This window comes from Candidatus Symbiopectobacterium sp. NZEC151 (genome assembly GCF_025962655.1).
Lineage (GTDB): Bacteria > Pseudomonadota > Gammaproteobacteria > Enterobacterales > Enterobacteriaceae > Symbiopectobacterium.
This window is the reverse complement of sequence record NZ_JAGFPE010000003.1, coordinates 94,399-120,105: the sequence shown is the minus strand read 5'-3', so window position 1 is coordinate 120,105 and position 25,707 is coordinate 94,399. Positions and strand designations below refer to the sequence as shown.

21 protein-coding genes are annotated in these 25,707 nt (G+C 53.4%); 9 read left to right on the top strand and 12 right to left on the bottom strand.

The window, feature by feature from the left end; translation table 11 throughout:
• Positions 1-3: 3 nt before the first annotated feature.
• Entirely contained in the window at positions 4-531 is a 528-nt protein-coding gene (locus tag J5067_RS11315; RefSeq protein ID WP_264644139.1) for a gluconokinase, read from the bottom strand.
• A gap of 297 nt (positions 532-828) precedes the next feature.
• Here J5067_RS11315 and gntT point away from each other — a divergent pair, with 297 nt between their 5' ends.
• Positions 829-2,163, top strand: coding sequence for a gluconate transporter (gntT, locus tag J5067_RS11310; protein WP_264651151.1), 1,335 nt, complete (start codon positions 829-831; stop codon positions 2,161-2,163).
• Between the two features lie 44 nt (positions 2,164-2,207).
• On the opposite strand, the gene actP is transcribed toward gntT, so the two are convergent.
• From actP to acs, 3 genes are all read right to left on the bottom strand, one after another.
• On the bottom strand, positions 2,208-3,863 hold the full coding sequence (actP, locus tag J5067_RS11305) for a cation/acetate symporter ActP (protein WP_264644141.1): 1,656 nt from the start codon (positions 3,861-3,863) through the stop codon (positions 2,208-2,210).
• On the bottom strand, positions 3,863-4,171 hold the full coding sequence (locus J5067_RS11300; RefSeq protein ID WP_264644373.1) for a DUF485 domain-containing protein: 309 nt from the start codon (positions 4,169-4,171) through the stop codon (positions 3,863-3,865). The genes actP and J5067_RS11300 overlap by 1 nt, the downstream gene beginning before the upstream one ends.
• 144 nt (positions 4,172-4,315) lie before the next feature.
• Positions 4,316-6,277, bottom strand: a complete 1,962-nt coding sequence (gene acs / locus J5067_RS11295) for an acetate--CoA ligase (protein WP_264651150.1) — start codon at positions 6,275-6,277, stop codon at positions 4,316-4,318.
• A gap of 784 nt (positions 6,278-7,061) precedes the next feature.
• Between acs and J5067_RS11290 the strand changes: the two genes are divergently transcribed.
• The 5 genes from J5067_RS11290 (at position 7,062) to J5067_RS11270 (ending at position 12,931) form a co-directional block, all read left to right on the top strand.
• Positions 7,062-7,460: a transcriptional regulator gene (locus tag J5067_RS11290; RefSeq protein WP_264644143.1), complete on the top strand. Its 399-nt coding sequence runs from the start codon at positions 7,062-7,064 to the stop codon at positions 7,458-7,460.
• 294 nt (positions 7,461-7,754) lie between these two features.
• Entirely contained in the window at positions 7,755-10,103 is a 2,349-nt protein-coding gene (locus J5067_RS11285) for a TonB-dependent siderophore receptor (RefSeq protein WP_264644144.1), read from the top strand.
• A gap of 154 nt (positions 10,104-10,257) precedes the next feature.
• Positions 10,258-10,782, top strand: coding sequence for a sigma-70 family RNA polymerase sigma factor (locus tag J5067_RS11280; RefSeq protein WP_264644145.1), 525 nt, complete (start codon positions 10,258-10,260; stop codon positions 10,780-10,782).
• A gap of 8 nt (positions 10,783-10,790) precedes the next feature.
• A complete protein-coding gene (locus J5067_RS11275) occupies positions 10,791-11,726 on the top strand; it encodes a DUF4880 domain-containing protein (RefSeq protein ID WP_264628271.1) in 936 nt (311 codons plus the stop codon).
• A 194-nt stretch (positions 11,727-11,920) separates the two neighbouring features.
• Positions 11,921-12,931, top strand: coding sequence for an AI-2E family transporter (locus tag J5067_RS11270; RefSeq protein WP_264651149.1), 1,011 nt, complete (start codon positions 11,921-11,923; stop codon positions 12,929-12,931).
• A 45-nt stretch (positions 12,932-12,976) separates the two neighbouring features.
• Here the strand turns inward: J5067_RS11270 and J5067_RS11265 are convergent, their stop codons facing one another.
• Positions 12,977-14,503: an MFS transporter gene (locus J5067_RS11265; protein ID WP_264644148.1), complete on the bottom strand. Its 1,527-nt coding sequence runs from the start codon at positions 14,501-14,503 to the stop codon at positions 12,977-12,979.
• A 564-nt stretch (positions 14,504-15,067) separates the two neighbouring features.
• On the opposite strand from J5067_RS11265, the gene J5067_RS11260 reads away from it, so the two are divergent.
• Positions 15,068-15,277: a helix-turn-helix transcriptional regulator gene (locus J5067_RS11260; RefSeq protein ID WP_264644149.1), complete on the top strand. Its 210-nt coding sequence runs from the start codon at positions 15,068-15,070 to the stop codon at positions 15,275-15,277.
• Between the two features lie 41 nt (positions 15,278-15,318).
• Here J5067_RS11260 and J5067_RS11255 read toward each other — a convergent pair whose 3' ends face one another.
• Positions 15,319-16,809, bottom strand: a complete 1,491-nt coding sequence (locus J5067_RS11255; protein WP_264651148.1) for a mannitol dehydrogenase family protein — start codon at positions 16,807-16,809, stop codon at positions 15,319-15,321.
• Between the two features lie 204 nt (positions 16,810-17,013).
• Between J5067_RS11255 and J5067_RS11250 the strand changes: the two genes are divergently transcribed.
• Positions 17,014-18,297: an O-acetylhomoserine aminocarboxypropyltransferase/cysteine synthase family protein gene (locus tag J5067_RS11250; RefSeq protein ID WP_264651147.1), complete on the top strand. Its 1,284-nt coding sequence runs from the start codon at positions 17,014-17,016 to the stop codon at positions 18,295-18,297.
• Between the two features lie 88 nt (positions 18,298-18,385).
• On the opposite strand, the gene J5067_RS11245 is transcribed toward J5067_RS11250, so the two are convergent.
• The 6 genes from J5067_RS11245 to J5067_RS11220 all read right to left on the bottom strand — a co-directional run bounded on the left by J5067_RS11245 (position 18,386) and on the right by J5067_RS11220 (position 24,230).
• On the bottom strand, positions 18,386-19,423 hold the full coding sequence (locus J5067_RS11245; protein WP_264644152.1) for a L,D-transpeptidase family protein: 1,038 nt from the start codon (positions 19,421-19,423) through the stop codon (positions 18,386-18,388).
• 258 nt (positions 19,424-19,681) lie between these two features.
• On the bottom strand, positions 19,682-20,482 hold the full coding sequence (locus J5067_RS11240; protein ID WP_264628165.1) for an amino acid ABC transporter ATP-binding protein: 801 nt from the start codon (positions 20,480-20,482) through the stop codon (positions 19,682-19,684).
• Positions 20,482-21,384: an amino acid ABC transporter permease gene (locus tag J5067_RS11235; protein ID WP_264644153.1), complete on the bottom strand. Its 903-nt coding sequence runs from the start codon at positions 21,382-21,384 to the stop codon at positions 20,482-20,484. The genes J5067_RS11240 and J5067_RS11235 overlap by 1 nt, the downstream gene beginning before the upstream one ends.
• Before the next feature lie 64 nt (positions 21,385-21,448).
• On the bottom strand, positions 21,449-22,327 hold the full coding sequence (locus J5067_RS11230) for an ABC transporter substrate-binding protein (RefSeq protein WP_264651146.1): 879 nt from the start codon (positions 22,325-22,327) through the stop codon (positions 21,449-21,451).
• A 74-nt stretch (positions 22,328-22,401) separates the two neighbouring features.
• Positions 22,402-23,205 (bottom strand): deaminated glutathione amidase, encoded by an 804-nt coding sequence (locus tag J5067_RS11225; protein ID WP_264644155.1) that lies wholly within the window; start codon positions 23,203-23,205, stop codon positions 22,402-22,404.
• Positions 23,206-23,246: 41 nt separating this feature from the next.
• Positions 23,247-24,230 carry a nitrate ABC transporter substrate-binding protein gene (locus J5067_RS11220; protein ID WP_264644156.1) on the bottom strand — a complete coding sequence of 328 codons (984 nt, stop codon included), beginning with the start codon at positions 24,228-24,230 and terminating at the stop codon, positions 23,247-23,249.
• Positions 24,231-24,361: 131 nt separating this feature from the next.
• Between J5067_RS11220 and J5067_RS11215 the strand changes: the two genes are divergently transcribed.
• Positions 24,362-25,693, top strand: coding sequence for an aminotransferase class I/II-fold pyridoxal phosphate-dependent enzyme (locus J5067_RS11215; RefSeq protein ID WP_264651145.1), 1,332 nt, complete (start codon positions 24,362-24,364; stop codon positions 25,691-25,693).
• Positions 25,694-25,707 lie beyond the last annotated feature (14 nt).

Here is a 25,707-nt window from a genome sequence, read left to right as displayed (position 1 = left end):
CCGTTAGCGACGAGAAACGACACCCGCGTTGCGTAGTGCCGCCAGACCGCGGGCGACAACCTCATCAAAGCTGCCATCGATATCGATGCTCACCACGTCAGTTTCATCTGTCGCAGGCTCTTCCAGCGCATCGAACTGACTTTTGAGCAGATCGGTGGGCATGAAATGTCCGGCGCGCGCTTTCAGGCGTTGCAGAATAACGTCGAAACTGCCCTTCATATAAAGGAACAACATATCCGGGTTGCCCTGACGCAAGCTATCGCGATAGCGGCGTTTTAACGACGAGCAGACGATCAAACCCACTTCATTTTTGTGGCGCAGACTGTAGGCCGCATCGTTAAGACGCTCAAGCCACGGCGCACGATCGTTGTCGTCCAAAGGCTGGCCGCTTGCCATTTTCTGAATGTTGGCGCGCGGGTGCAGATCGTCGCCATCAATGAATTTAGCGCCCAGCGCATTTGCAATAGCCGCTCCAGAACTGGATTTACCACACCCAGATACGCCCATGATGATGATGCTTTGTCCCGCCATAGTTTGATCTCTATCTCAAAATGAATATTTAAGCCGATATGATAGTTTCGCATTTTATCACGTTACCGGTATCATGATACCGGTAACAAGCAGGGGTGTGACAAAAATCACAGATTACCGATGAGGCTAACGAGGGCATAAACCGCTACTCCAAGGCGTCAGGCTTTGGCCCCCAAAGCTCGGTAGCACGCGCTGCCAGGTAACAAAAAGAACGCTACGTTGATGCAAAAGTAGCATTTATAGATCTGACTGTATTAGTTAACAGCATCTGTACGATTCCTATATCGGAGAATTATTATGCCATTAATCATTGTAGCAATCGGGGTTGCCCTGCTGCTGCTATTGATGATCCGTTGCAAACTGAACGGGTTCATTTCATTGATTCTGGTGTCGCTGGCCGTTGGCTTGGCGTTGGGCTACACCTCTCAGGGTGGGTTTAACGTTAATGGTGTCATCACCTCCATCAAAAACGGGGTAGGCGGTACGCTAGGCAGTCTGGCGCTGATCATGGGCTTTGGTGCCATGTTGGGCAAACTGCTGGCAGACTGCGGCGGTGCCCAGCGCATTGCAACCACGCTTATCGATAAATTCGGTAAGGGGCGCATCCAGTGGGCCGTGGTATTAACCGGTTTCACCGTTGGTTTTGCACTGTTTTATGAAGTAGGCTTCGTGTTGTTGCTGCCGTTGGTGTTCACCATTGCTGCTGCTGCGCGTATCCCATTGCTGTTTATCGGCGTGCCGATGGCCGCTGCACTGTCCGTGACCCATGCGCTGTTGCCTCCGCACCCGGGCCCGACGGCTATCGCTATTCTGTTCAAAGCCGATATGGGCAAGACCCTGCTGTACGGTACGTTGATTGCTATTCCGACCGTAATTTTGGCCGGGCCGGTCTATGCACGTTTCCTGAAAAGTATCGATAAGCCTATCCCTGCTGGGTTACACAACCCGAAAGTGTTTGCCGATCATGAGATGCCGGGCTTTGGTATCAGCGTGTTCACTACCCTGATTCCGGTTATCCTGATGACCGGTCGTGCGGTGGCAGAAATGACGCTGCAAAAAGGCCATCCGGTGCTGGGTTACGCTGAGTTCCTGGGCGATCCGGTGATGGCAACGCTGATTTCCGTGATCGTGGCGATCTTCACCTTCGGGCTTAATCGCGGTCGCTCTATGGATCAGGTGATGGATACCATCAACGATTCCATCAAGATCATCGCGATGATGCTGATGGTGATCGGTGGCGGTGGGGCGTTCAAACAGATCCTGGTGGACGGTGGCGTTGCGAAGTACATCGAAACGCTGATGGCGGGCAGTACGCTGTCGCCGTTGCTGATGGGATGGGCGATTGCCGCTGCGCTGCGTCTGGCGCTGGGGTCAGCGACCGTTGCGGCCATGACCGCGGGCGGTATTGTTGCGCCGTTGCTCACCATTACCGGCGTTAGTCCTGAACTGATGGTGCTGGCCGTCGGTTCCGGTAGCGTAATTTTCTCTCATGTGAACGATCCGGGTTTCTGGCTGTTCAAAGAGTATTTCAACCTGACGATTGGCGAAACCATGAAGTCATGGTCTGCGTTGGAAACCATTATTGCGGTATGTGGCCTGATTGGGTGCTTGCTGCTGAGTATGGTTATCTAAACGACTGGTTGTGGTTGCCTCCGTTTCGGAGGCAACCGAATCACTTAATGAGACACACTGCCTGATGCGCCTACGCCGGTTTGTGAGCGAACAAACTGCGCATAGAAACGTTCGCGTTCCTGCTTGCCTTCCTCTGAATTATCGGTAATCGAGAAGAACCAGATCCCGATAAACGCCACCAGCATTGAGAACAGCGCCGGGTATTCATACGGATAAATAGGCGTGGCGTGACCAAGAATTTTCACCCAAATGGTGGGACCCAGGATCATCAGCACGATAGCCGTCAGCAAACCCGCCCAGCCGCCCAACATTGCCCCACGCGTGGTCAGCTTCGACCAGTACATTGAGATGATGATTATGGGGAAGTTACAGCTCGCCGCTATCGAGAAGGCCAGCCCCACCATAAAGGCAATGTTTTGTTTTTCGAACAAAATGCCCAAACCGATAGCCACCACGCCCAGCGCCAAAACGGTGAGTTTTGAGACTTTCAGTTCATCACGCTCCGTGGCCTGCCCTTTCTTGATCACATTGGCGTACAGATCGTGTGACACTGCCGACGCGCCCGCCAACGTCAGCCCGGCTACCACCGCCAGAATGGTGGCGAACGCCACTGCGGAGATAAAGCCGAGGAAGAAGTTGCCGCCTACCGCATCGGCCAAATGCACCGCGGCCATGTTATTCCCGCCAATCAATGCGCCTGCGGCATCTTTAAAGGCGGGATTGGCGCTGACCAGTACAATGGCACCGAAGCCGATAATAAAGGTCAGGAAGTAGAAATAGCCCATAAACCCGGTGGCGTAAAACACACTTTTACGTGCTTCGCGTGCATCGCTCACCGTAAAGAAACGCATCAGAATATGGGGTAAGCCTGCGGTACCAAACATCAGGCCCAGCCCGAGCGACAGCGCCGAAATCGGGTCCGAAACCAGTCCGCCGGGGCTCATGATGGCAATGCCTTTCGGGTGGACCGCCGCTGCTGCTTTGAACAAGCCGTCGAAGCTGAAATTGACCGATTTCATCACCATGACAGCCATAAAGGTGGCGCCAAACAGCAGCAGCACGGCTTTGATAATCTGTACCCAGGTGGTGGCGAGCATTCCGCCAAACAGCACATACATCACCATCAGAATACCGACCAGCACGACGGCAACGTGGTAGTTCAGGCCGAACAGCAGCTCTATCAGTTTGCCTGCGCCGACCATCTGGGCGATGAGATACAGCGCTACCACCACCAGCGAGCCGCAGGCGGAGAGGGTGCGAATCGGTTTTTGTTGCAGGCGGTAAGATGCTACATCGGCAAAGGTATAGCGCCCGAGATTACGCAACCGTTCTGCAATAAGAAACAGGATGATGGGCCAGCCCACCAGAAAGCCCAGCGAATAGATCAGTCCGTCGTAACCGGAGGTATACACCAGCGCCGAAATGCCGAGAAACGACGCGGCAGACATATAGTCACCCGCAATCGCCAATCCGTTCTGAAAACCCGTGATATTGCCGCCTGCCGTATAATAGTCGCTGCGCGAACGTGTGCGCTTCGAGGCCCAATAGGTGATGTAAAGCGTGCCGCCGACAAACAGCAGGAACATGACGATGGCCTGAATATTCAGCGGCTGGCGTTGAACGTCGCCGGTGAGGGCATCCGCGTAGGCCATGACAGGGAGCATCAGACCAACAAGCGGTAATAACAGACGCGTTTTCATTACTTAACCTCACTCAGCAGCTTTTTGGTCATACGGTCAAATTCTCCGTTGGCGCGATAGACATACACCCCTGTCGAGATAAACGAGATAACGATAAGGCCAATCCCGATGGGAATGCCGCGCGTAATCGTTGCGCCGGGAGAGATGGGGGTACCCAGCCAGGCGGGGGCGAAAGCAATCAGCAAAATAAAGCTGATGTATAACACCAGGATGATCAGAGAAAGCGAGACGGCAAAAAGCTGACGTTTGCGCACCAGTTCCTTAAACACCGAGTGGTTGCCAATGCGTTGGTAGAGGACGTCATTCATCATAAATCTCCGGTAAATGGGTCTGGTCTGTATCCGGTTGCAAGTAAAAGCGTTGCCGATTTCAGGGTACAGCCAGCTAAGCCAGACCCTCGGGGTCTGGCGTTATCTGCTATCGGTTCGCTTAGTGCGTACTGCGTTTGATGTTTAAGACTGTGGCGTGTCCATGGTTTGTTTCTCTTCCAGCAGTTTTTCAACGACGCCAGGATCGGCAAGCGTGGAGATATCCCCCAGATTACTGGTGTCTCCCGCCGCGATTTTGCGCAGAATGCGCCGCATAATCTTGCCGGAACGGGTTTTCGGCAGCGAATCCGTCCAGTGCAGGATATCGGGCGTAGCAATCGGACCAATCTCTTTACGCACCCAATTGCGCACTTCCGTGTAAAGCGCACTGGAGGGCTCTTCACCGTGGTTGAGCGTAATGTAGGCGTAGATAGCCTGGCCTTTCAGGCTGTGCGGGATGCCCACTACGGCGGCTTCGGCAATCTTCGGGTGCGCCACCAGTGCAGATTCTATTTCAGCCGTGCCCAGACGATGCCCCGCCACGTTCAACACATCATCGACGCGGCCGGTAATCCAGTAGTAGCCATCTTCATCGCGGCGGGCACCATCGCCGCTGAAATACATGCCTTTAAAGGTCGAAAAATAGGTCTGTTCGAAACGCTCGTGATCGCCAAACAGCGTGCGCGCCTGTCCGGGCCAGGAGTCGGTGATCACCAGATTGCCTTCCGTTGCCCCGTCCTGCGGCGTGCCCAGGTTATCGACTAACGCAGGCTGCACGCCAAAGAAGGGAAGCGTTGCCGAACCCGGCTTGGTTTCGATCGCCCCCGGCAGCGGGGTAATCATTAACCCGCCGGTTTCCGTTTGCCACCAGGTATCGACGATCGGACATTGGCTGTTACCGATCTTGTTGAAATACCATTCCCAGGCTTCCGGGTTGATGGGCTCGCCCACCGACCCCATGATTTTCAGCGAACGCCGATTGCTGCCTTCGATGGCCTTGTCGCCGTCAGCCATCAGCGCGCGGATTGCGGTGGGGGCGGTATACAGGATATTGACGTGGTGCTTATCGACCACTTGTCCCATACGGCTCGCATCCGGCCAGTTGGGTACGCCTTCAAACATCAGCGTGGTCGCACCGCAGGCCAGCGGGCCGTAGAGCAGGTAGCTGTGCCCGGTGATCCAGCCGACATCGGCGGTACACCAATAGACATCGCCGGGATGGTAATCAAACACATATTTGAAGGTCATGGCGGCATAGACCAGATATCCGCCGGTGGTGTGCAGCACGCCTTTAGGTTTACCGGTCGATCCGGAGGTATAGAGAATAAACAACGGATCCTCGGCGTTCATCGCTTCTGGCGGGCAGTGATCGTCTGCACCGGCGATCAGATCGTGCCACCAGAGGTCGCGTCCTTCATGCCAATCGATAGCGGCACCCGTGCGTTGGTAAACAATGGTATGGGCCACCGTTTTAACGCCTGGGTTGCGCAACGCGTCATCAATATTCTTTTTCAGCGGGATAGTGCGCCCTGCGCGGATACCCTCATCAGAGGTAATCACCAGTTTGGCACTGGAATCAATAATACGCCCGGCGATGGATTCGGGAGAAAAGCCGCCGAAAATAACGGAATGAATGGCGCCTATGCGCGTGCATGCCAGCATGGCAACCGCTGCTTCCGGCACCATTGGCATATAGATAGCGACCACATCACCCTTTTTAATACCTAGTGATTTCAATACATTAGCAAAGCGACAGACACTCTGGTAAAGCTCGCGGTAACTCACCGTTTTGCTTTGGCTCGCATCATCCCCTTCCCACACAATGGCGGTTTGATCGCCAAGCGTGGCTAAGTGTCGATCGAGACAGTTGGCTGCAACATTTAACGTGCCGTCTTCGAACCAGCGAATGCGGATATGACCTGGATCGAAAGAGGTGTTTTTTACCTCAGTGTACGGTTTGATCCAGTCGACGATCTTGCCATGCTCCCGCCAAAAGGTTTGGGGATCATTGATCGATGCCTGATACCACTCGCGATACTGCTCGGGGTTAATCAGGGCGTTCTCCGCCACTGAGGCGGGTATGGTGTGTTTATTATATTGGCTCATAGCGCTCTCCTTAAACCTTGTTAAATGTATGTCAACAAATCGTTAAGTGTAGTGGTGCGCCAGAGTTTGTTTCTTTTTTGAGCGATGGATCACGCAATAAGGAGTAACGCAGTGAAAGGCAAAGCGTGGAGAATGGCGGGCCCAAAGCGTTTTCTGTTATTTATAAAAAAGCAAACCGGAACATGATTTGTGACATGTATCACATTATTGTGTCTGACTTGCTCGTTCACATGATCGTAAAGCATATAACGATCAATTTATTATTTTCAATAGATTACAACTATTACTTTTTATTATTTGATCGTCCTTTACGATCAAACGGCATAAAGATACTGCTTATTCAGCCGATAGTGTGCATACCAACACGGGTATATTTTGATCCAGAAGATGCTTTTCGATCGTTTGATCGACAGGTACGTTAAAATTTTAGTACATATGTAAAAAAATGAGAGCGGTATAAGCGACGAATGTGGTACGGGTTCACGGGATCTTTTGGCCTTTTACTTCTACACTTGAATAGCAATTCGTCGATGCAGGCTTCAGCCTGATCGTTCGAGATCAAAATACAACGTCGCGCTGCTTGAACATTACGCTAACGGAAGTACAAGATATTTTATCTATTTGTTTTTATTGATTAATTACGGTTTGCGGTTTCGGGCTATTGGAAGCATCTACGCAATGCTTTGCGATCCTGCGTGTGAGTCGCGCAGATCGGTAGAGGGTTGACGCAGCTTCTCAGTGTGTCCGTGGAGTTATCTTGTCATAGCATGAAGCAGAGGAAACGATGAGTCTGATATTTGGACAAAATGAGATCATAGGCATGCTGAGCAAACCTGTACAAAATGACAGGCGTGCCGTCGCCGTTATTGATGATAAATGCAAGGTTCTCTGTGCTAACTCTGCATTTAATGCCCATTTCGGGCTGCATTCTGAGACGAACAATCCGGTATCTATCGATGATGTCCTGCCGATAAACGTGAAGTTTGCCTATCAGGACTTTCTGACCAACAGCGACGTAATGAGTACGCGCGTCGTGTCGGATCTTCTGTCGGATGGCTTCACGAAAAAGCAGCTAAGCACGCTCTCTTTTTCTAAGCTGAATGTTGAAAACCGTGTGTTTTCTCTGATGATCTTGAATCAAGAGATCAACGAACCGGCTCCTGCCATTAACCTTGTTTCTTAGGGAAATAAAACAAGGACGTTCGAAATTACTAACATTACGGAATTATTAATTGCCAATAGCAATATAAGCTGCGTCTTTTCGGGCGTAGCGAATGTTATTAATGCAACTTAACGCAAATTATCGACCCTTTATTTTGTCCTGCCCGAACGAATAACCCCCGTTATCTACTAATTCATATAGCGTTATTTGTACGCCTGCCGTCAATACGCATTTTTTTCTTTTTCTGGTTCCCCTTTTGGTGACCGCCATTGGCATACCCATTAACAGCAATGAAAAACTGACAGGGGTATAACAATGAAATCATGGCGAACCGGGCCGGTAACGCTGGCGCTAAGAGCCGCACTTTGGGGAATGGCGCTGGGCGGTGCCGCTTCGGTCACGACCGTTTCGGCAGCAGCACAGGAATTTCATGTCACTGCGGGAAGCCTGGCTCAGGCATTAAACCAATTGGCGCAGCAATCCGGCGTTCTGTTGTCTTATGATCCGGCACTGACGGTGGGTAAACAGAGCAGCGGATTGCAAGGGCGTTATGAAGTGGAACAAGGGTTTGCGCAACTGCTGGCGAACAGCGGTCTGCGCGCCGAGCGCCACGCTGACGGCAGCCTCTCTATTGTGGCGCAGCCGGTAGCGCAAACAGCGGCTGCGGTGCCAGCGCGTAACGACCAGATCGTCGTCACCGCGCCGCCCAATACCGCGTTAAAGCTGGATGTGCCGGTTTCGGAAACGCCGCGTGCGATGTCCGTGGTGACACAGCAACAGATGGAAGAGCGCGGTGCCAAGAAGGTCGATCAGGCTTTGCGCTACAGCCCAGGCGTGCTGGCATCCTATTATGGGCCGGATAACAAAGCGGAATGGCTTTCTATCCGTGGCTTTAAGGATCAGTCACGCTTTCAAAACGGCCTTGCTGCTATTAATGAAAACGCGTATTTCGTTCAGCAGTTTGAAGCCTTTGGCGTGGATCGCGTCGAGGTTCTGAAAGGGCCTGCGTCTGTGTTGTATGGGCAAAACCCACCGGGCGGCCTGGTCAACATGATCTCCAAGCGACCAACGCGTTTGCCGCAGGGGCAAATATCTCTGGATTACGGCTCCAATGATTACCGCCAATTGGGCATTGATAGCGCAGGGCCGCTTAACGATGATGGCACGGTGCTTTATCGCGTTGTTGGCCTCGCGCGCGGCACGTCGGGTGAAATGGATCATGCCAAGAGTAACCGCTTCTATCTGGCACCCAGCATGACATTCCTGATGGGGGATGACACTGAACTGACCGTACTGGCAAGCTACATGGATACCCATTCCGATGTTACCAGCGGTTTTAAGCTGCCGTATGGCACGCTGCACAATACACCGTTTGGGAAAGTGGGTTACAGAACCTCACTGGGTGAACCCGGGCTCGACCGCAATAACACCCGTCAATTTACCTTGGGTTATGAGTTCACCCACCGTATTAACGATACCTGGACGTTCCATCAGAACACCAATTACAACTATCTGAATATGGATTTGCGTACTGCTTATGCTTCCTATCAGGTTAGTGAACGCGAAGCTCAGCGGGGCATGGTGTATCGCGATGGCTTTGCGCAAAACTGGGCGACGGATAACCGTATGGTTGGGGAGTGGCAGTGGGGAGATGTGGAAAACACGCTGCTGTTGGGTATTGATTACCGTCGCGCCAATTCACAAAGCCGCGATGGTGATTTCTACGGTATTGGTGCCATTGACATGTTTAACCCCGTCTATGGCAATGCCGTTCTGCCGCTCAACGATTTGTATTCTCACCGTACTGGACGCCACCAAATCGGTTACTACGTTCAGAACCAGTTTCGTTATGACGATCGCTGGATTGCCTTGATTGGCGGTCGTTACGATAAAGCGAAATCGCGCGATCAGAATCTGACTGATGGCAAGGGTAGCCGTAAGGATGACGACAAGTTCACCAAAACGGCTGGGCTGATGTACCTGTTTGATAACGGTGTTTCTCCCTACATTAGCTACTCTGAATCCTTTATGCCGCTTGTGGGCAATGACGGTAAAGGCAATCCATATAAACCGACCGTGGGTAAGCAGACCGAAGTGGGGATGAAATATACGCCGCACGGCTTTAACGGTTATGCGACCGTAGCGCTGTATAACCTGGTTCAGGATAACGTATCGACCACTGACCCTGATCACTCAGGCATCTCAATGCAAACCGGGCAGGTTCGCTCTCGCGGTATCGAGTTGGAAATGAGCGGTGAGGTGGCGCGCGGCCTGACGGTGCTGGCCAATTATAACTATGGCAAAGTCGAGACCACCAAATCACTTGATCAAGCCGAAGTAGGTAAACGCTTTGTTGAGCAGCCATTACAACAAGCGTCCGGTTGGGTGAATTATGCGTTCCAGGGAACACTCTCCGGTTTATCTGTGGGGACGGGGGTGCGTTATGTCGGTAGTTCTTTTGGTGATTCAAAGGAAAGCCCCAACCTGAAATCCCCTGCCTATACCCTTTGGGATGCCATGGTAGCCTATGACTTCACCAAGGATTGGCGCTTGCAGGTTAATGCCACCAACCTCAGCAACCGTGAATATGTCAGCGTGTGTAACTTCTGGTGTTACTACGGTGAAGGCCGCGTGTTCAATGCCAACCTGAGTTACCGCTGGTAATCACTGGCGCGATGGTTTGACAGATCGCTTTCATCAATTACCAAGCCCTGCCTGCGAGCGGGGCTTTTTCATTTATCACGCATTTGCCGATAGTGATTGACTTTGCATTTAATGATAATGAAAATCATTTCATTGTTATTAAATGAGACACAACGTGAACGGTCACGCGGCTACCTATGCTGATCCCGTCGAATCTTTGGCGGTACAGCGAATTTATCACGAGCACCATGTCTGGTTACAGGCGTGGCTGCGTCGGCGTTTGGGATGCTCGCAGCAGGCGGCCGATCTGGCGCAGGATACTTTCGTGCGTTTGATCAGCACGCAGCAGGCTACCCAACTGCGTGAACCTCGCGCCTGGTTGACCACCGTCGCCCATGGTCTGGTGGTGAATTTCTGGCGGCGGCGCGACATTGAAAATGCCTATTCGCAGGTACTGGCAGAACAGCAGATTGATGTGGAGCCTTCTTTGGAGCAGCATGCCATCATTATTGATACGCTGCTGGAGATTGATCGCATGCTCAGTACGCTGTCTGCCAAGGCCAGGCAGGCGTTTCTGTGGGTGCATATTGATGGATTGACCTATCAGCAGGTGGCCGATCGCCTTGGTGTCTCCGATCGCATGGTGAAAAAATACATGGCACAGGCGATGTTCGCTTGCCTGACCTGCCAGGAGCGCTAATCCCTGCCATGCGATCCGACGATATTCCCCAGGACGTGTTCTACGATGCCGCAGAATGGTATGCCATTCTCTACGCGGATGATTGCACGGCAAATGAGCGCCACGCCTGGCAGCAATGGCTGAATAGTCATCCACTGCACCAGCAGGCGTGGCAGCGTGTCGAGCAGATTCATACCCGTTTTCATTCCGTCGATAGCCCCGTGGCGTCCAGCGTATTGAGCCGTCAGGGAACCGAACGGCGTCACCTGTTAAAACTGTTGGCGTTGATGACGCTGCTGGGCGGTGGGGCCTATAGCGTCCCCTGGGAAACCTATGCCGCTGACTATCGCACCGCCAAGGGAGAAAACCGGTGCTGGGCGTTGGCAGAGGGGATGACGCTAAACCTGAACACCGATTCAGCGCTCTCACGCTACGACCAGGACGGAAAGATTGCTTCTCTACGCTTGCTGAAAGGGGAGTGCTTGCTGGAAAGCGCTGTGCCTTACCCGCTACTGTTTTCCACCCCTCAGGGGGAACTGACGCTGAATTCACCCTGCCGGTTTGATGTGCGCTGCGATGACGGTGAAAGTACGCTGGCGGTGTTTCAGGGGGAAGTATTGCTCCGCCCGGCGCAGCAATTGCAGGCGGCTGTGCGCGTTCTCGCTGGGCAACAAGTCACCTTTACTGTTGCGATGAGTCAGCCTGCGCAACCGGTGGAAGGCTTCCGCCAAAGCTGGCTGGATGGCGTGTTGCTGGCGGACAATATGCGGCTGGATAGCTTGATGCGTGAATATGCGCGCTACCGTAACGGCTACTTTCCCCTCGATGCCAAGGCGGCAGCGCTGCGTATTTCCGGTGTCTTTCCCTTGCAGGATGATGCGCGTTTTTTCAGCGCCCTGACCCGCACCCTGCCCATTATCGTCGAACGACGCTTTTCCTGGTGGATTACTCTGCGCGCCCGCTAATCCCTTCTGGTTTTTCATGCTAAAAACGCTAAGAATAGGACGGAGAAAAAGCAGAATTATTACCGGGCTTGTTTCGTGCGACTTTTCTCATGCGTCTTTTCTGGTGCGCAGAGAATGGTGCGATAAACCGAGTGCTATTTTTGGTGTCGTAAGTACGTGTACAGGTCCGATCATTACGCATACAGGATGTCGTCATGCAGTTATTGAATTTAAAACAGGCCAGATGGCTGAGCCTGGGTTTTATGTTTGGGGGATTGCTGCTGCTGCTGTCGCTACGGCTGTTAACGTGTTTCGTTGCCGGATTTTTGGTGTATGAAATCGTCAATCTGCTGACGCCCCATTTCCAAAAAATTATCAGTGGCAAACGCGCGCGTTGGGTGGTAGTGGCGATCATCAGTACGCTGGTGGTGAGTCTGCTTAGCCTGCTGTTTGGTAGCCTGACCGGGATTGTGATGCAGGAAATGCGTGACACCTCGGCCTTCAATGCGCGTATCGGCTTGATTCTCAATGACGTACAACGGCACATCATGGTCTATTTGCCGGGTTACTTGCCGGTGAGTGTCGAAGAACTACAGCACGAATTTATGCGCTGGGTGCAAGAACATATCGTGATGCTGCAAACCATGGGCAAAGATTTTCTGCACGGTTTTGTCACCATGTTGATTGGTATGGTGTTGGGGGCGATCGTCTCACTGTACAACGTGCAAGAGGACACGGATAAACCGATGCTGAAATCAGAACTGATGCGGCGCGTTTCGCTGCTGTCGATGTCATTTCGCAATATCGTGTTCGCCCAGGTAAAAATCTCTTCGGTTAACACCATTCTCTCAGCGGTGTTTATTCTCGGTGTTTTGCCCTGTTTTGGTGTGCATCTGCCGTTTGCCAAAACGCTGGTGGTGCTGACCTTCATCTTTGGGTTGATACCGGTGATTGGTAACCTGATATCCAACTCCATCGTGTTTATTTCTGGTTTGTCGATTTCCCTGCCGGTGGCATTGGCGGCGCTGGTTTATCTGATGCTGATTCACAAACTGGAATACTTCCTCAATGCACAGATTGTGGGCACTCGAATCAAGGCGCACGCGTGGGAAATCTTGCTGGCAATGCTGGTGTTTGAAGCGGCGTTTGGCATTCCGGGCGTGATTGCTGCACCGATTTACTATGCCTACCTGAAAAGTGAATTGAAGGAAGCGGCGCTGATTTAAGGTGGGAAAATAAGTCAGCCCGCGAGCGCGGGCTGACTGAAGGTATTAGCGTTCAGAAGTGGCAACTTGCGGTGCCGCAGCCTGCGGTTGTACGCCCAGCGGGTTATTCCCCCAGCACTGTTCGTATTTCCAACCGGTCAACTCTTCCGCGACGGCTCTGGCGTGTACCGGCACATCGGCGATAGCGCCACCGGCCTTGATACGCTCAATCTCTTCCAGCAGGATGGCGTGATTTTCACGATCAAGTTTCATTTGCGTGGTGTAGTAGATGGCTACCAGCGCCAGCCCGATAACCCCCAGCGAGAACACGCCGACAATCGCCAGCACGGCGCTTTCAGGCTGTGCGGCATGACCAGAAACAAAACCGAACTGCGTCAGCGTCCATCCCATGGCAAACACGATAACCGAGCGCACCATTTTGCCTGCGAAAGTCATGGCACCCGCGTAGATCCCTTCACGACGGCGACCCGTCAACACTTCATCCACATCGGCCAGGAAGGTGTAGACCGTCCACGGAATGTAGTAGATACCGCCGGTACTCAGACCAAAAATAGCGGTAATACCAAACAGCACGGCGATCGTGGCGCCGTCTGACCAGTTGGCAAAGTACAGCGCGGCGTAAGCGATAACGCTCACGATCACCACCATCAGTGCCAAACGGAACGGACGCGCAAAGCCCATTTTCACGCAGATGCCGATGAACGCGGCGGTAGAGATAAGCTGCATGATGGAGCTAAAGCTGTTCAACTGCGAGACCAGCGCGGTGTTTTGCTTTAACCCGAAGACGATGAAATAGGTGAAAGCAGAAGCGAACAGCCATTCAGCGCCAAAACCGAACAGGTACATTCCCAGGTGCTTGCGGAAAATACGCAAACGGAAGGTGGAAAGCATGTCCGCGCTCAGTTTTTTCAGCGTTTGCCACAGGTTAGCGGTTTTTTCATGCACCAGTTCATTCAACGGACGCTCCCAGGAGGTGGTGTACAGGGCAATCATTGCCGCGCACATGATGAACCCGTAGGTCAGGCCGGTGTAAAAGAATGGCGTGGCGGAGTCTTTACCATAGATGGCGATAAACTGGCCGGGGATAAAGGCTGCCAGGAAGTTAGCCAGCTTGCCGAAAATGGCTTTAGAACCGGTCAACTTGGAGCGGATCTTGAAGTCGTGCGTCATTTCGGTCGCCAACGTTTCGTATGGCACCATAATGGAGGTGTAAATCAGCTCAAACAGCACGTACGTCGCCATGTAGTACCAGAAGCCAAAGCCACTGACCCACAGCAACGGATAGACCAGCACCAGCGGCACACCCAGCAGAATAAAGAAACGGCGACGCCCAAACAGGCGGCCCAGCCGAGTATTATGAAAGTTATCACTGACATACCCCATCACCGGATTACTGATGGCATCAATGATACTGGCAACGGAGAAAATGGACGCGGCTTCAACCAGCGTAAGTCCACAGAAGGTGGTATAGAAATACATCAGCCATGCGCCGCTGATCGCCAGCGCGCCGCTGCCAAGCAGGTTTGCGCTGCCGTAGCAGAACGTGTGCTTAAAGGAGATAGATTTACTCATGATCAATTTGCCTACATTTTTAAAACAATATTTCATTTGGTATGAACCGATATTCCTATCATTTGCTCTATTCCTATGAAAGTAAACTGACGATCACGCTTTTAGGGTGATTTAATGGCAATTTGTCAACTTGATCATGAAATTACATTTTCTAATTTGACCGTAGTTATTTGATATAAAATCTTATTTATAATCACGCAATGCGATAATTAATTATCGCAACGCAATAAAATTTGGTTTTATCTCATTCTGAATGAAGAACATCTGGCGCTATTAACTGCTAAAAAAGGGTGATCTTCATCATAAAAACAGATGAATACGGGAAAGTGACATTTCATTGGCGATAACGGTCTTCAGCCTGAGTGTCAGTGGTGTCCGGCACACCGGGAACAGTGAGAGGGGGAGACGGGGCAAATACATCTGTCGCAAATGCTACCGGTGTCGCAGTTGCTACCACGATCGCAATCGTTTTTACTTACAAACTGATACCATCAGACAGCAGAATTCGTTGCTGTCTGGGAGCAGCGGAAATAACACAGCCAATTAATTTAATTAAAAAACCCTATGCCAATAATAATAAATCTGGATGTGGTGCTGGCACAAAAGAAGATGCGATCGCGTGAGCTGGCCCAACGTATCGGCATTACCGAACAAAATTTGTCGTTATTAAAATCAGGTAAGGTGAAAAGCATTCGCTTTGCAACGCTGGAAAAAATCTGTGAGGTACTGGAATGCCAACCCGGCGACATCCTTGCCTGCCGCCGGGAAGCGTAGCGATGCGGTGTGGCGATTGCGTGTGGTGATTGAGTGGGGGGCTAGTCGGAAAGGCTTTGCGCCAGTTCAGTGACCGTCGCCAATGCGCCTTGGTCGCGTAGGCGCAAGTAGGCGTCGGTCAGTGCCTGTACCAATGACGGGTCGGTGCGCAGGTCATCACCAAATACCGCCGTCAACGTCAACAAGCCCTGCACGCGCGTTTCGTCGTCCGGGGTGGATGCCGCTATGTTCTGTAAGGTGGTCTTCAGCGGATCGCGAATATCAATCGCCTCGCCGCGATCGTCGTGCCCGCCAATGTAGCGCATCCATCCGGCCACGCCGAGGATCAGCGCTTCGTAACGGCTGCCATTGCGCCGATGCCAGCGCAATCCATCGAGCAGGCGCTGCGGTAACTTTTGCGATCCGTCCATCGCTATCTGCCAGGTGCGGTGGTGCAGGGCTGGGTTGGCAAAGCGCGTAAGCAGGCGTTCGGCATAGTCTGTCAGGTCAACGCCGCTGATGGTTAACGTCGGGGCTTGCTCTGCCAGCATCAGGTGGCGCACCGCACGGCGGAAGTGCGCATCGGCCATGCAGTCGCTGATATGGGCATAGCCCGCCAGGTAGCCGAGATAGGCCAGAAACGAGTGACTGCCGTTCAGCATTCTGAGCTTCATGGTTTCATAAGGTGCAACATCCGCCACCAGTTGTACCCCTGCCGCCTCCCAATGCGGTCGACCCAGCGTAAAACGATCCTCCACAACCCACTGAATATAGGGCTCGCAGGCGATAGCGCAGGGATCGTCAACGCCGACAGCTTCTGCCACGTCGTGCAACGTTTGTGCGGTGGCGGCGGGCACGATGCGATCCACCATGGTGGAGGGGAAAGCCACTTCACGCTCAATCCACGCTGCCAGCGCGGGCGCAACAAGGCGTGCGAAATCAAGTACCGCGCGTTGGGCGGCCTTACCGTTTTCTGGCATGTTATCGCAGGAGAGCACGCTAAAAGGAGGGATGCCTAGAGCATGGCGTCTACGCAACGCTTCGGTAATGATACCCGGCACCGACAGCGGCTCGCGTGGATAGCGCAAATCATGCTGGATGTGGGCATTGTCGGTGTCCAGATTGCCGTGCGCACCCGCCAGACAATAGCCTTTTTCCGTAATGGTCAGGGAGACAATCTCCGTTTGAGCATCGGCCAGCTGTGCCAAAATGGCCTCTTTGCCATCAACGGCGGCGTGTAGCGAGGCGCACACCGCGCCCACTACGATAGCCTGATTGCCGCTTTCCCCCTTTTCCAGCACGGTAAACAGGTGCTGCTGCTCGCGCAGCGCTGAAATCAGGCTGTCATCGCTGAACAGCACCACTTCGCACAGCCCCCAATCGCCGCCTTCCTGATTGAGGACGCGGTGCGTCAGCAGCGCCTGATGGGCACGGTGAAATGCCCCAAACCCGATATGCACAATACGCGGGCGTAGGGCAGTGCGATCGTAGCGCGGTACATCGACGTTATCCGGTAGGGTTACAGTGGCGATATTTTGCTTTTTATCAGTCATTTATTTGTTTTTTTAGCAGGTGATCATCAGCTAAAGGTAGCTGTGATTTTGCACTGGCGCAACTGGTGGACTCGAGAGGGGAAAACTTATGCTCGTTTCTCCTAACTTATCGCGTTTTCTTCTAGCTGTGGCTCAGTCGCTGTGATTTTTGTCTGCTATTTTAGGAAGATACCTACCATCCACACGCATAGAAAGGTCTGCGCGATGAAACTGGAATCCCTCGTGTTACACCATGGCTATACCTCGGAAGCAACCACTAAAGCTGCTGCCGTACCGATTTACCAGACAACCTCTTACACGTTTGATGATACGCAGCATGGTGCTGACCTGTTCGATCTCAAAGTGGCGGGTAATATCTATAGCCGCATCATGAACCCCACCAATGCGGTGCTGGAAGAACGTCTGGCGGCGATAGAAGGCGGGATCGGTGCGTTGGCGCTTGCCTCGGGCATGGCGGCTATCACCTATGCGCTGCAAGCGCTGACGCAGGTGGGAGACAATATTGTCAGCACCAGCCAACTGTACGGTGGCACCTATAACCTGTTTGCGCATACGTTGCCGCGTCAGGGGATTGAAGTGCGTATGTTTTCTGCCGAGGATTTTGCTGCGCTTGATGCGTTGATTGACGATCGTACCAAGGCGGTATTCTGTGAATCCATCGGTAATCCGGCGGGCAACGTGGTGGATATCGCACAGATTGCCGCCATCGCCCACCGCCACGGCGTGCCGGTGATTGTCGATAACACGGTGGCAACGCCAGTGTTGTGTCGCCCGTTTGAGCACGGGGCCGATATCGTGGTGCATTCCCTGACCAAATATATCGGTGGACACGGCACCACGATTGGTGGCGCTATTATCGATAGCGGCAAATTTGACTGGGTTGCCAACAAGGCGCGCTTCCCGCTGCTGAGTGAGCCGGATCCCTCTTACCACGGCGTGGTTTATACCGAGGCATTCGGCCCGGCGGCGTTTATTGGCCGCTGCCGCGTTGTTCCCCTGCGCAATACCGGCGCGGCGCTGTCACCGCACAGCGCTTTTTTGTTATTACAGGGGCTGGAAACGCTCAGCCTGCGCGTTGAACGCCATTGCAGCAATGCCGAAGCGCTGGCGGGCTACCTGTCGTCGCATCCGCTGGTCACCTGGGTAAATTATGCCGCCCTACCGAACAGTCCGTACAAACCGACCTGTGACAAAATTTCTGGTGGCAAGGCGTCCGGGATTATCAGTTTTGGCATCAAGGGTGGCAAAGCGGCGGGCGGCCATTTTATCGATGCGTTGCAGATGATCCTGCGACTGGTGAACATTGGCGATGCCAAATCTCTGGCGTGCCATCCGGCCACGACCACGCACCGTCAGCTGAATGCGCAAGAGTTGGCACGCGCGGGCGTGAGTGAAGATCTGGTGCGTATCTCCGTCGGGATTGAGCACATTGACGATATTATTGCGGATGTGTCACAGGCGTTGGATGCTTCACAGCGCGGGGAGTAACGGGGCTTAGCCGAAGGGATGTGCGAAAAGGGATGTTCGATAAATTCCCCGGCTGATGCCGGGGATAGCAGGTAGGTTACTGCGCTAATCAGGAATGGTTGGCATCCGTTTGCGGTGCGGCAGCGTCAACCGGTTGCTGAACGTCATCCGGTACTGCAACCGGCGCGTCTTGCGGTGCCAGCGTTTCCAACGGCTGTGCAGGTTCCAGCGCACCGTTGATCTTGGTCGGCATACCGGAACGTGTTCTGATGGCGTTATCCACATCGCTGGTGTTCACGCTCGCGTCTGCAACCACTTTGCTGACTTTTGCAGTGATGCTGATCGGGGCCGGAGAGTCGGAGTGAAACTCTTCTACGGTACGAGACAGCGGATCGTGTACTTCAACGTAGCGGGAGCCGTCTGGCTCAACGGTGGCTTTTACCGGCTCATTGATAAACTGAACGCGGGTGCCAACCGGCACGTTGTTGAACAGGAATTTGATGTCGTCAGCGCGCAGACGCACGCAACCGTGGCTCACGCGCAGGCCGATACCAAAGTTGGCATTGGTGCCGTGAATCGCATACAGGTTGCCGATGTAAAGCGCATACAGCCCCATCGGGTTATCCGGGCCTGCCGGATAGACTTTGGGCAGGTACTCGCCGCGTGCTGCATATTCAGCGTGCATTTTGGCGGTTGGTGTCCAAGTTGGACCTGCTTTTTTACGCTGTACGCTGGTGGTCCAGTTGACCGGCGTATCTTTACCCAATTCACCGATGCCGATAGGCAGTACGATGACGGTTTTGCTGCCTTTCGGGTAGTAGTACAGGCGCATTTCGGCGCTGTTGATAACGATGCCTTCGCGCGGCGCATCTGGCAGGATCAACTGCTGTGGAATAATCATCTTGCTGCCCGGCTGCGGCAGGTAGACATCCGCATTGGGGTTAGCTTCCATCAGGTTGCTCAAGCCCATTTGGTATTGGGCAGCAAAGGCTTCCAACGGCAGCGTGCTGTCGGTTGGAACGGTAATTTCCAGGTTTTCCCCGATCAGACGGCTGTTGGCCGGCGGCAGCGGATAAACAACGGCAAATGCTGATTGACTGAAAGCAGCAGCGGCCAGAAGGGTGGTTAAGATCGCGCGAATACTCATCTTCATATCTTTATTGAGTGTGTGATGCCCGAAGGGCTGTGGTGTCGGTTTTTGTTAGCGGCTGAACCGCCCGGATGCGCATTATATGGTCAGAACGGCCTCGGAGGGAAATGGCATGTGCAATGAATCACATTTTTTGCCTCCGGGATGCAAAAAAGGGGAGTAATGACCGTCATTCCCGCGCAGGCGGGAATCTCTTACAGGCTAAACGCGTTCCTTTTGCCAGCGGTCCCCGGCCTACGCCGAGGACGGCGGGGGTTAAATAAAACGGCTCAGGAAGGCTTGAGTACGCGGATGTTGTGGTGTTACCAGGACATCGTCCGGACGACCTTGCTCCACCACTACGCCCTGATCCATAAAGATCACCCGATCGGCCGCTTCGCGTGCAAAACCAATCTCATGGGTGACGACAATCATGGTCAAACCTTGTTCAGCCAGAGAGCGCATGGTGGCCAGCACTTCACCGACCAATTCGGGATCGAGTGCCGAGGTGGGTTCGTCAAACAACATCACTTTCGGGCGAATAGCCAGCGCACGTGCAATGGCGACGCGCTGCTGCTGCCCGCCAGAGAGGTGGCGCGGATAGGCATCCGCTTTGTGCTCCAGCCCAACGCGTTTTAACAATTCTATGGCATACGCCTGCGCTTCATGGCGGTCCTGCTTATGTACACCGACCGGTGCTTCAATGATATTTTGCAACACGGTCATGTGGGGATAGAGGTTGAATTGCTGGAACACCATGCCGATATGGCTACGCTGGCGCGCAATGTCGCGTGCCGACAGGGCATAGAGTTTCTCGCCGCGCAATTGATAGCCGATCTGCTCATCGCCCATCATGATATAGCCTTCATCCATCTCCTCCAGATGGTTGATGCAGCGTAGGAAGGTCGATTTTCCCGAACCCGATGGCCCCAAAATCACCACGGTTTCACCGCTGTTCACTTCCAGATCGATGCCGCGCAGCACATGGTTGTCGCCAAAATATTTATGAACGTTTCGCGCGCGCACCAATGGCGTTTTTTCCGGATTTTCCGTCGCGGTCGAATGCAGTTTGCTCATTAAGACGCCTCCTTGCTGGACGCACTGGCTTTAGCGGGGGGCGTGCGGCGCGTTTCCGATGCCGGGCGACGCTCTCCGCGGGAGTAATAGCGTTCGATGGCAGATTGCCCAACGTTAAGTAGCGAGGTAATAAACAGATACCAAATCACTGCCACCATTAGCATCGGAATCACTTCAAACGTGCGGTTATAGATGGCTTGCACCGAGTAGAGCAGATCGCCCATGGCGATGACGCTGACCAGCGAAGTGGCTTTGATCATGCTGATCAACTGGTTACCGGTAGGCGGAACAATGGCGCGCATCGCTTGAGGAATGATGATGCGGCGCAGCGCACGGCTGCGGCTCATACCGAAGGCCTGTGAGGTTTCCACCTGACCGTTATCGACAGAGAGCAGGCCGCCGCGAATGATCTCCGCCATATAGGCAGCTTCATTCAATGCCAGACCGGCAATAGCGGCAGTGAGCGGTGTAATCAGATCGTTGGTGTTCCAGCTTATCCACTCCGGGCCAAAAGGAATGCCCAGTGAGACGCGTGGAAAGAGCGTGGAAAGGTTGTACCAGAAAATCAATTGCACCAGCAGCGGCGTGCCGCGAAAGAACCAGATGTAAAGGCTGGAAAGCCCGCTCAGCAACCGATTGCTGGACATGCGGCCAACCGCCAACAGCAGCCCCAATATAACGCCGATGATCATGGCCACAACGGTCAGGCCCAGGGTCACCGCCAATCCTTCGAGAACGGTTTTCTCGTTGAACCACTGATAAACCACATGCCATTCAAAGTTTTTATTGGTGCTGATGGACCAAAGGACATAAAAAGCGATAACCAGCGTTAAGCCCCAGGAAAGCCGCTGGCTAAAGCGGCTCGGTGGCAGGGCTCTGGCAACATTTCTCAGTGTATCCACGACGAAAGAATACCTCTCAACGTTGTTGGCGGTGTAATAAACGGTTTCTACCAAGAAACGTTAATTACTTGGCTAAATTGACGCCCGGCGCAGGCAGCATGTTGTCCGACAAGTGCCATTTTTTCATGACGGCGGCATAGGTGCCGTTATCAAACAGTTGTTGATAGGCTGCTTGAATCACTGGCGTCAGCGGTGAACCTTTGGAAAACACCGATCCTTGGTAGAGATCGTTAAAACCGTTGTGTTGTCCGGTACCTGCCAGTTCGAGCTGTCCGTTGGTCTGCTCAACGAAATAGGTCAGCGGTGCCTGAGAGGAGAAGAAAGCATCTGCACGGCCAGAGCGAACGGAAAGAATTGAGGTGGGCTGATCAGTGTAAGACTGCACCGCAATCGCAGGTTTTCCGGCGGCAGTACAGGCTTCTGATTGCTTGACGATCACTTGTTCAGCGGAACCGCCGGACATCACCGCAATACGTTTACCGCAGGTATCGTCCAGCGTATTGATTTTTTCCGGGTTACCGCTTTTCACTGCGAACACTACAAATTCACGCACAAAATCGACGAAATCATTTTTCTCCTGACGCGCAGGGAAATCACCGATTGGCCCCAGCGCAAACTGGTAACGGCCAGACTGGATGCCGCTCAACAGGCCAGATAGCCCACTGACGGAAGCATGCTCGATTTTAACGCCCAGCAGTTCGCCCAACGCTTTAGCGAGATCAGCGCTGGCTCCATCGAGAGAGTGTGTGCCGTTAACAATCTGGTAAGGAGGGAATGAGCCATTATTGACGGCATTCAGCACGCCGGTTTTTTTCACATCATCCGGCAAGCGATCGTGCAAACTTTTGTTCAGGGTTTGGGTCGGTATGTCAGCAGCCAGCGTGCTTGCAGAAAACAGTGAACCCATGAGTAGCGCGGTATATCCCAGTCTTTTCAGTGTCATGCTGTGTTCTCCTCTGCCTTTGTTGGAATGCAGATGTCAGTGATGGTAGTGAAAATCAGTGATGGTGATGAAAACTATCCTTGTATTTCATGTGGCAAACGCGGTGCTACAAAACGGCGGTTAGCCAGTGCCGGTAAAATATCACGGGCATAGGCAGTACGTTCAGGATCGATATCAGCATAGACCAGCGCGGGCGTTTCGGGTGCCTGAACAACCACGACGCCGAGGGGATCGACGACCATGCTGTTGCCAATGTTGCGCACACCGCACTCACCCACCGCTACCACATAGGTGGTGTTTTCCAGAGCGCGTGCGCGCACCAGCAGTTCCCAGTGTGTCTCTTTCAGCGGCCCTTTCACCCAGGCAGCGGGCAGCACCAGCAGGTCGGCACCGTCCAGTACCAGACGACGAGCGAGTTCGGGGAAGCGGACGTCGTAGCAGGTCATCAGTCCAACGTTCAATCCGGCAACGTTGACCAACGGCGGAACCTCTTCGCCGGGCACCACGTTTTCCGATTCCTTCATGGCGAACGCATCGTACAGATGTAATTTGCGGTACTGCGCGACGATGTCGCCGTTGCGAACGGCAACCAGCGTGTTCCACACTTTTTCTGTGCCGTTAGGAACATGGATGCTCATCATGGTGGTCATGTTGTTGCCCTGACTGGCTGCCAGCACCTGCGTCATAAACGGGCCATCAAGGGGTTGCGCGGCGGTCAGCACCAGCTTGGGATTGGTGATATCACGGGCCAGAATACCTTCAGGCAACACCAGAAGATCGGCCCCGGCCCGTTCGGCCTGTTCCATCAGCGAGAGCGTGGTGGTGACATTGTTTTGCCACTCTTTATCTACCGCAAATTGTCCCAACGCAACTTTCATAGCAACCCCTGTTATCCATCACTTAGTTAAGGTTCACATCACTACCGGCACGACCACGGGAACAGCGCTTCAGGGGTTAAACATTCCTCTGTGAGCTTCTGCGCATGCAGTTCACGGGCGAAATCAGCGATCATCACTTTATTCACCTCAAAGCCGTTATCATTCCAGTTAGCGGGCAAATCCTGCGCAGTTCTACGCAAATCGTCCAGCAGCCACGGCGTGGTGTCGGCGTACTTGATGCGTTTGTTCATCCACATGGCGTAGGATTGATCAATGACCTCGCTCAACGCTTCCGGCAGCCAGGGGTGCTCTTGGGCTATCTCTGGTTTGATGCCAAGCACGTGCATTCCCGGGTTGTAACCCACCGCATGGAAGTAATCCAATTCAGCCTGACGGAAATCCCGTTGCAATTGGCGTAACCCGGAATGCCCGCTAAAATACCCGTCTGGCATAAAGGGGGTGAAGATGGCATCCAGTCCGCCATTTTTCAGCAGCGTGATCAGCGGTTGTTCGCCGGGCGCGGCTTCAATTCTTCCCGGTTGACCAAACTTGCCGAGTCGGTCAACGATCGGATGTGCGTCAGTCAAACGGCCGGCATACCAGTACGCATCTTCCGTTTCCACCCCTTCGCGACGCAGCAACGCGCGCGTCCAGGTATTGCCAGAGTCCTGCCAGCCAGTAACGCCAATACGTTTTCCTGCCAACTGCGATAACTCGGTCAACGGGCTCTCTTCCGTTGTCAAAATGCAGCGCTGGCGGAACCCCCGCATCAAGAAATGCGGGAGTGCCAGCAAACTTTCATCGCCACGCGCACGACTTTGCGCGTAGCGGCTGAAAGAGACTTCGCCTGCATCGTAATGCGGGCTGTGGGCTAAATCGTCGGGCAGTGTGCCTACCCTGTCGATCGCCAACGTAAAGCCTTTTGGTTTGATGTCGCCTAAAGCGAGTGGGGTAAAATAGTCCCAATCGCGTACAGCCAATCTAATTGTTATTGTCACGTTGTTTTCCCCGGTGAAGGCTAACAAATCCGCACATCTCTTATTATTCGCTTGCTTACATTTGCGCACTTTTTATACGTAATGCGACTTTTTTTGATACTAGATCGTCATTTGTATGTGTACAATAAGATTTTTGTTATTGAACAAATTATTTTTTTATGACCACAAAAATCGATCCTAACTGGCTGGCAGGAATGCTTACCAACCCCACGATTCGGGGGATTGCGATGGATATCGCTGCATTGATCCGTGAAGAGCGCATCGCCATTGGTAGCCAGTTGCCGTCAGTTCGGGAACTGGCTGAAGTGCTGGGCGTTAGCCCGGCAACCATCTCGGCTGCCTGGTCTCAACTGCGGCGGCAGAAGGTGATTGCCGGACGCGGCAGAACCGGGATGTGGGTGTGTGGTCAACATGTTTCACCTCGGCCCGAGCGTTTCGAGAAGATCGGCAATTTTGGCAACACGATATTGGCCGATATGACACTTTCAGCGCCAGACCCGGCATTGCTGCCTGATCTGTCGGCCGCGCTATGCCATGGTCTGTTAGCCCCAAATTTGAACAGCTACCAGCGCACTGCCATCATTCCGGAATTGGAACAGACGGTGCGCCGCCATTGGCCTTATCCGGCGGAGGCGTTTATCACCTCGGATGGTGGGTTTGATGGTATGTATCTGGCATTGCAGGCACTGCTGTTTCCGGGCTCGTCGGTGGCCGTCGAAAGCCCAACGGCGGCGCGCGTGCTGGATATGCTCGATCATCTGGGCATGAATGCCATTATGGTGGAGTGCGATGAGCACGGCCCTGAACCGGAAGCGCTGAAACAAGCGTTGCTGCAAAAACCGACGGCGTTTATTTTCCAGCCCAGAACGCATTCGCACACGGGTAATGCCATAAGCCCGGAACGGCTGGCCGAGTTGGCCGCGCTGCTTGCTGTCCACGACAATGTGTTGATTCTGGAAGATGATGGCGTTGGCGAATTATCGACACACCCGGCGATCAGTCTGGGGCGCTACTATCCCGATCGCACGGTGCACATTCGATCCTACTCGAAAGCTTATGGACCGGATTTACGTTTGGCGGTGATATCGGGCAGCAAAACCTGTATGGGGCAGATTCAATCCTTCCGACATTTTGGCGCGGGATGGAGCAGCAGAATACTGCAAGGGGCGCTGGCTTATTTATTGACGGATGCACAAACTCAGCAGAGCATCGCGCATGCACAAGAGGTTTATCACCAGCGGCGACAGGCGTTAGCTGACGCACTAGCACGGCGCGGTATTTATGTGCCTGAAAACGACGGGCTCTGTATCTGGTTACCGGTGCCTTCGGAGCGTTATGCGTTGGTGACATTGGCCGCACGCGGTATTGCCGTGCAACCGGGGGAGCGGGCTGGAGTAAAAAGCGGGCAGTTTATTCGGCTCAGCATCTGCCAACTGCCCGATCATCTGGTAGAACCCGTGGCCGAAGCCGTCAGCCAGATCTTTCGCTAACGCCCATTTTCCCG

What these genes read in the sequence shown, in the direction of transcription:
- J5067_RS11315 (WP_264644139.1), bottom strand. Translation starts at nt 531, where the DNA reads ATGGCGGGACAAAGCATCATCATCATGGGCGTATCTGGGTGTGGTAAA.
- gntT (WP_264651151.1), top strand. Translation starts at nt 829, where the DNA reads ATGCCATTAATCATTGTAGCAATCGGGGTTGCCCTGCTGCTGCTATTG.
- actP (WP_264644141.1), bottom strand. Translation starts at nt 3,863, where the DNA reads ATGAAAACGCGTCTGTTATTACCGCTTGTTGGTCTGATGCTCCCTGTC.
- J5067_RS11300 (WP_264644373.1), bottom strand. Translation starts at nt 4,171, where the DNA reads ATGAATGACGTCCTCTACCAACGCATTGGCAACCACTCGGTGTTTAAG.
- acs (WP_264651150.1), bottom strand. Translation starts at nt 6,277, where the DNA reads ATGAGCCAATATAATAAACACACCATACCCGCCTCAGTGGCGGAGAAC.
- J5067_RS11290 (WP_264644143.1), top strand. Translation starts at nt 7,062, where the DNA reads ATGAGTCTGATATTTGGACAAAATGAGATCATAGGCATGCTGAGCAAA.
- J5067_RS11285 (WP_264644144.1), top strand. Translation starts at nt 7,755, where the DNA reads ATGAAATCATGGCGAACCGGGCCGGTAACGCTGGCGCTAAGAGCCGCA.
- J5067_RS11275 (WP_264628271.1), top strand. Translation starts at nt 10,791, where the DNA reads ATGCGATCCGACGATATTCCCCAGGACGTGTTCTACGATGCCGCAGAA.
- J5067_RS11270 (WP_264651149.1), top strand. Translation starts at nt 11,921, where the DNA reads ATGCAGTTATTGAATTTAAAACAGGCCAGATGGCTGAGCCTGGGTTTT.
- J5067_RS11265 (WP_264644148.1), bottom strand. Translation starts at nt 14,503, where the DNA reads ATGAGTAAATCTATCTCCTTTAAGCACACGTTCTGCTACGGCAGCGCA.
- J5067_RS11260 (WP_264644149.1), top strand. Translation starts at nt 15,068, where the DNA reads ATGCCAATAATAATAAATCTGGATGTGGTGCTGGCACAAAAGAAGATG.
- J5067_RS11255 (WP_264651148.1), bottom strand. Translation starts at nt 16,809, where the DNA reads ATGACTGATAAAAAGCAAAATATCGCCACTGTAACCCTACCGGATAAC.
- J5067_RS11250 (WP_264651147.1), top strand. Translation starts at nt 17,014, where the DNA reads ATGAAACTGGAATCCCTCGTGTTACACCATGGCTATACCTCGGAAGCA.
- J5067_RS11245 (WP_264644152.1), bottom strand. Translation starts at nt 19,423, where the DNA reads ATGAGTATTCGCGCGATCTTAACCACCCTTCTGGCCGCTGCTGCTTTC.
- J5067_RS11240 (WP_264628165.1), bottom strand. Translation starts at nt 20,482, where the DNA reads ATGAGCAAACTGCATTCGACCGCGACGGAAAATCCGGAAAAAACGCCA.
- J5067_RS11230 (WP_264651146.1), bottom strand. Translation starts at nt 22,327, where the DNA reads ATGACACTGAAAAGACTGGGATATACCGCGCTACTCATGGGTTCACTG.
- J5067_RS11225 (WP_264644155.1), bottom strand. Translation starts at nt 23,205, where the DNA reads ATGAAAGTTGCGTTGGGACAATTTGCGGTAGATAAAGAGTGGCAAAAC.
- J5067_RS11215 (WP_264651145.1), top strand. Translation starts at nt 24,362, where the DNA reads ATGACCACAAAAATCGATCCTAACTGGCTGGCAGGAATGCTTACCAAC.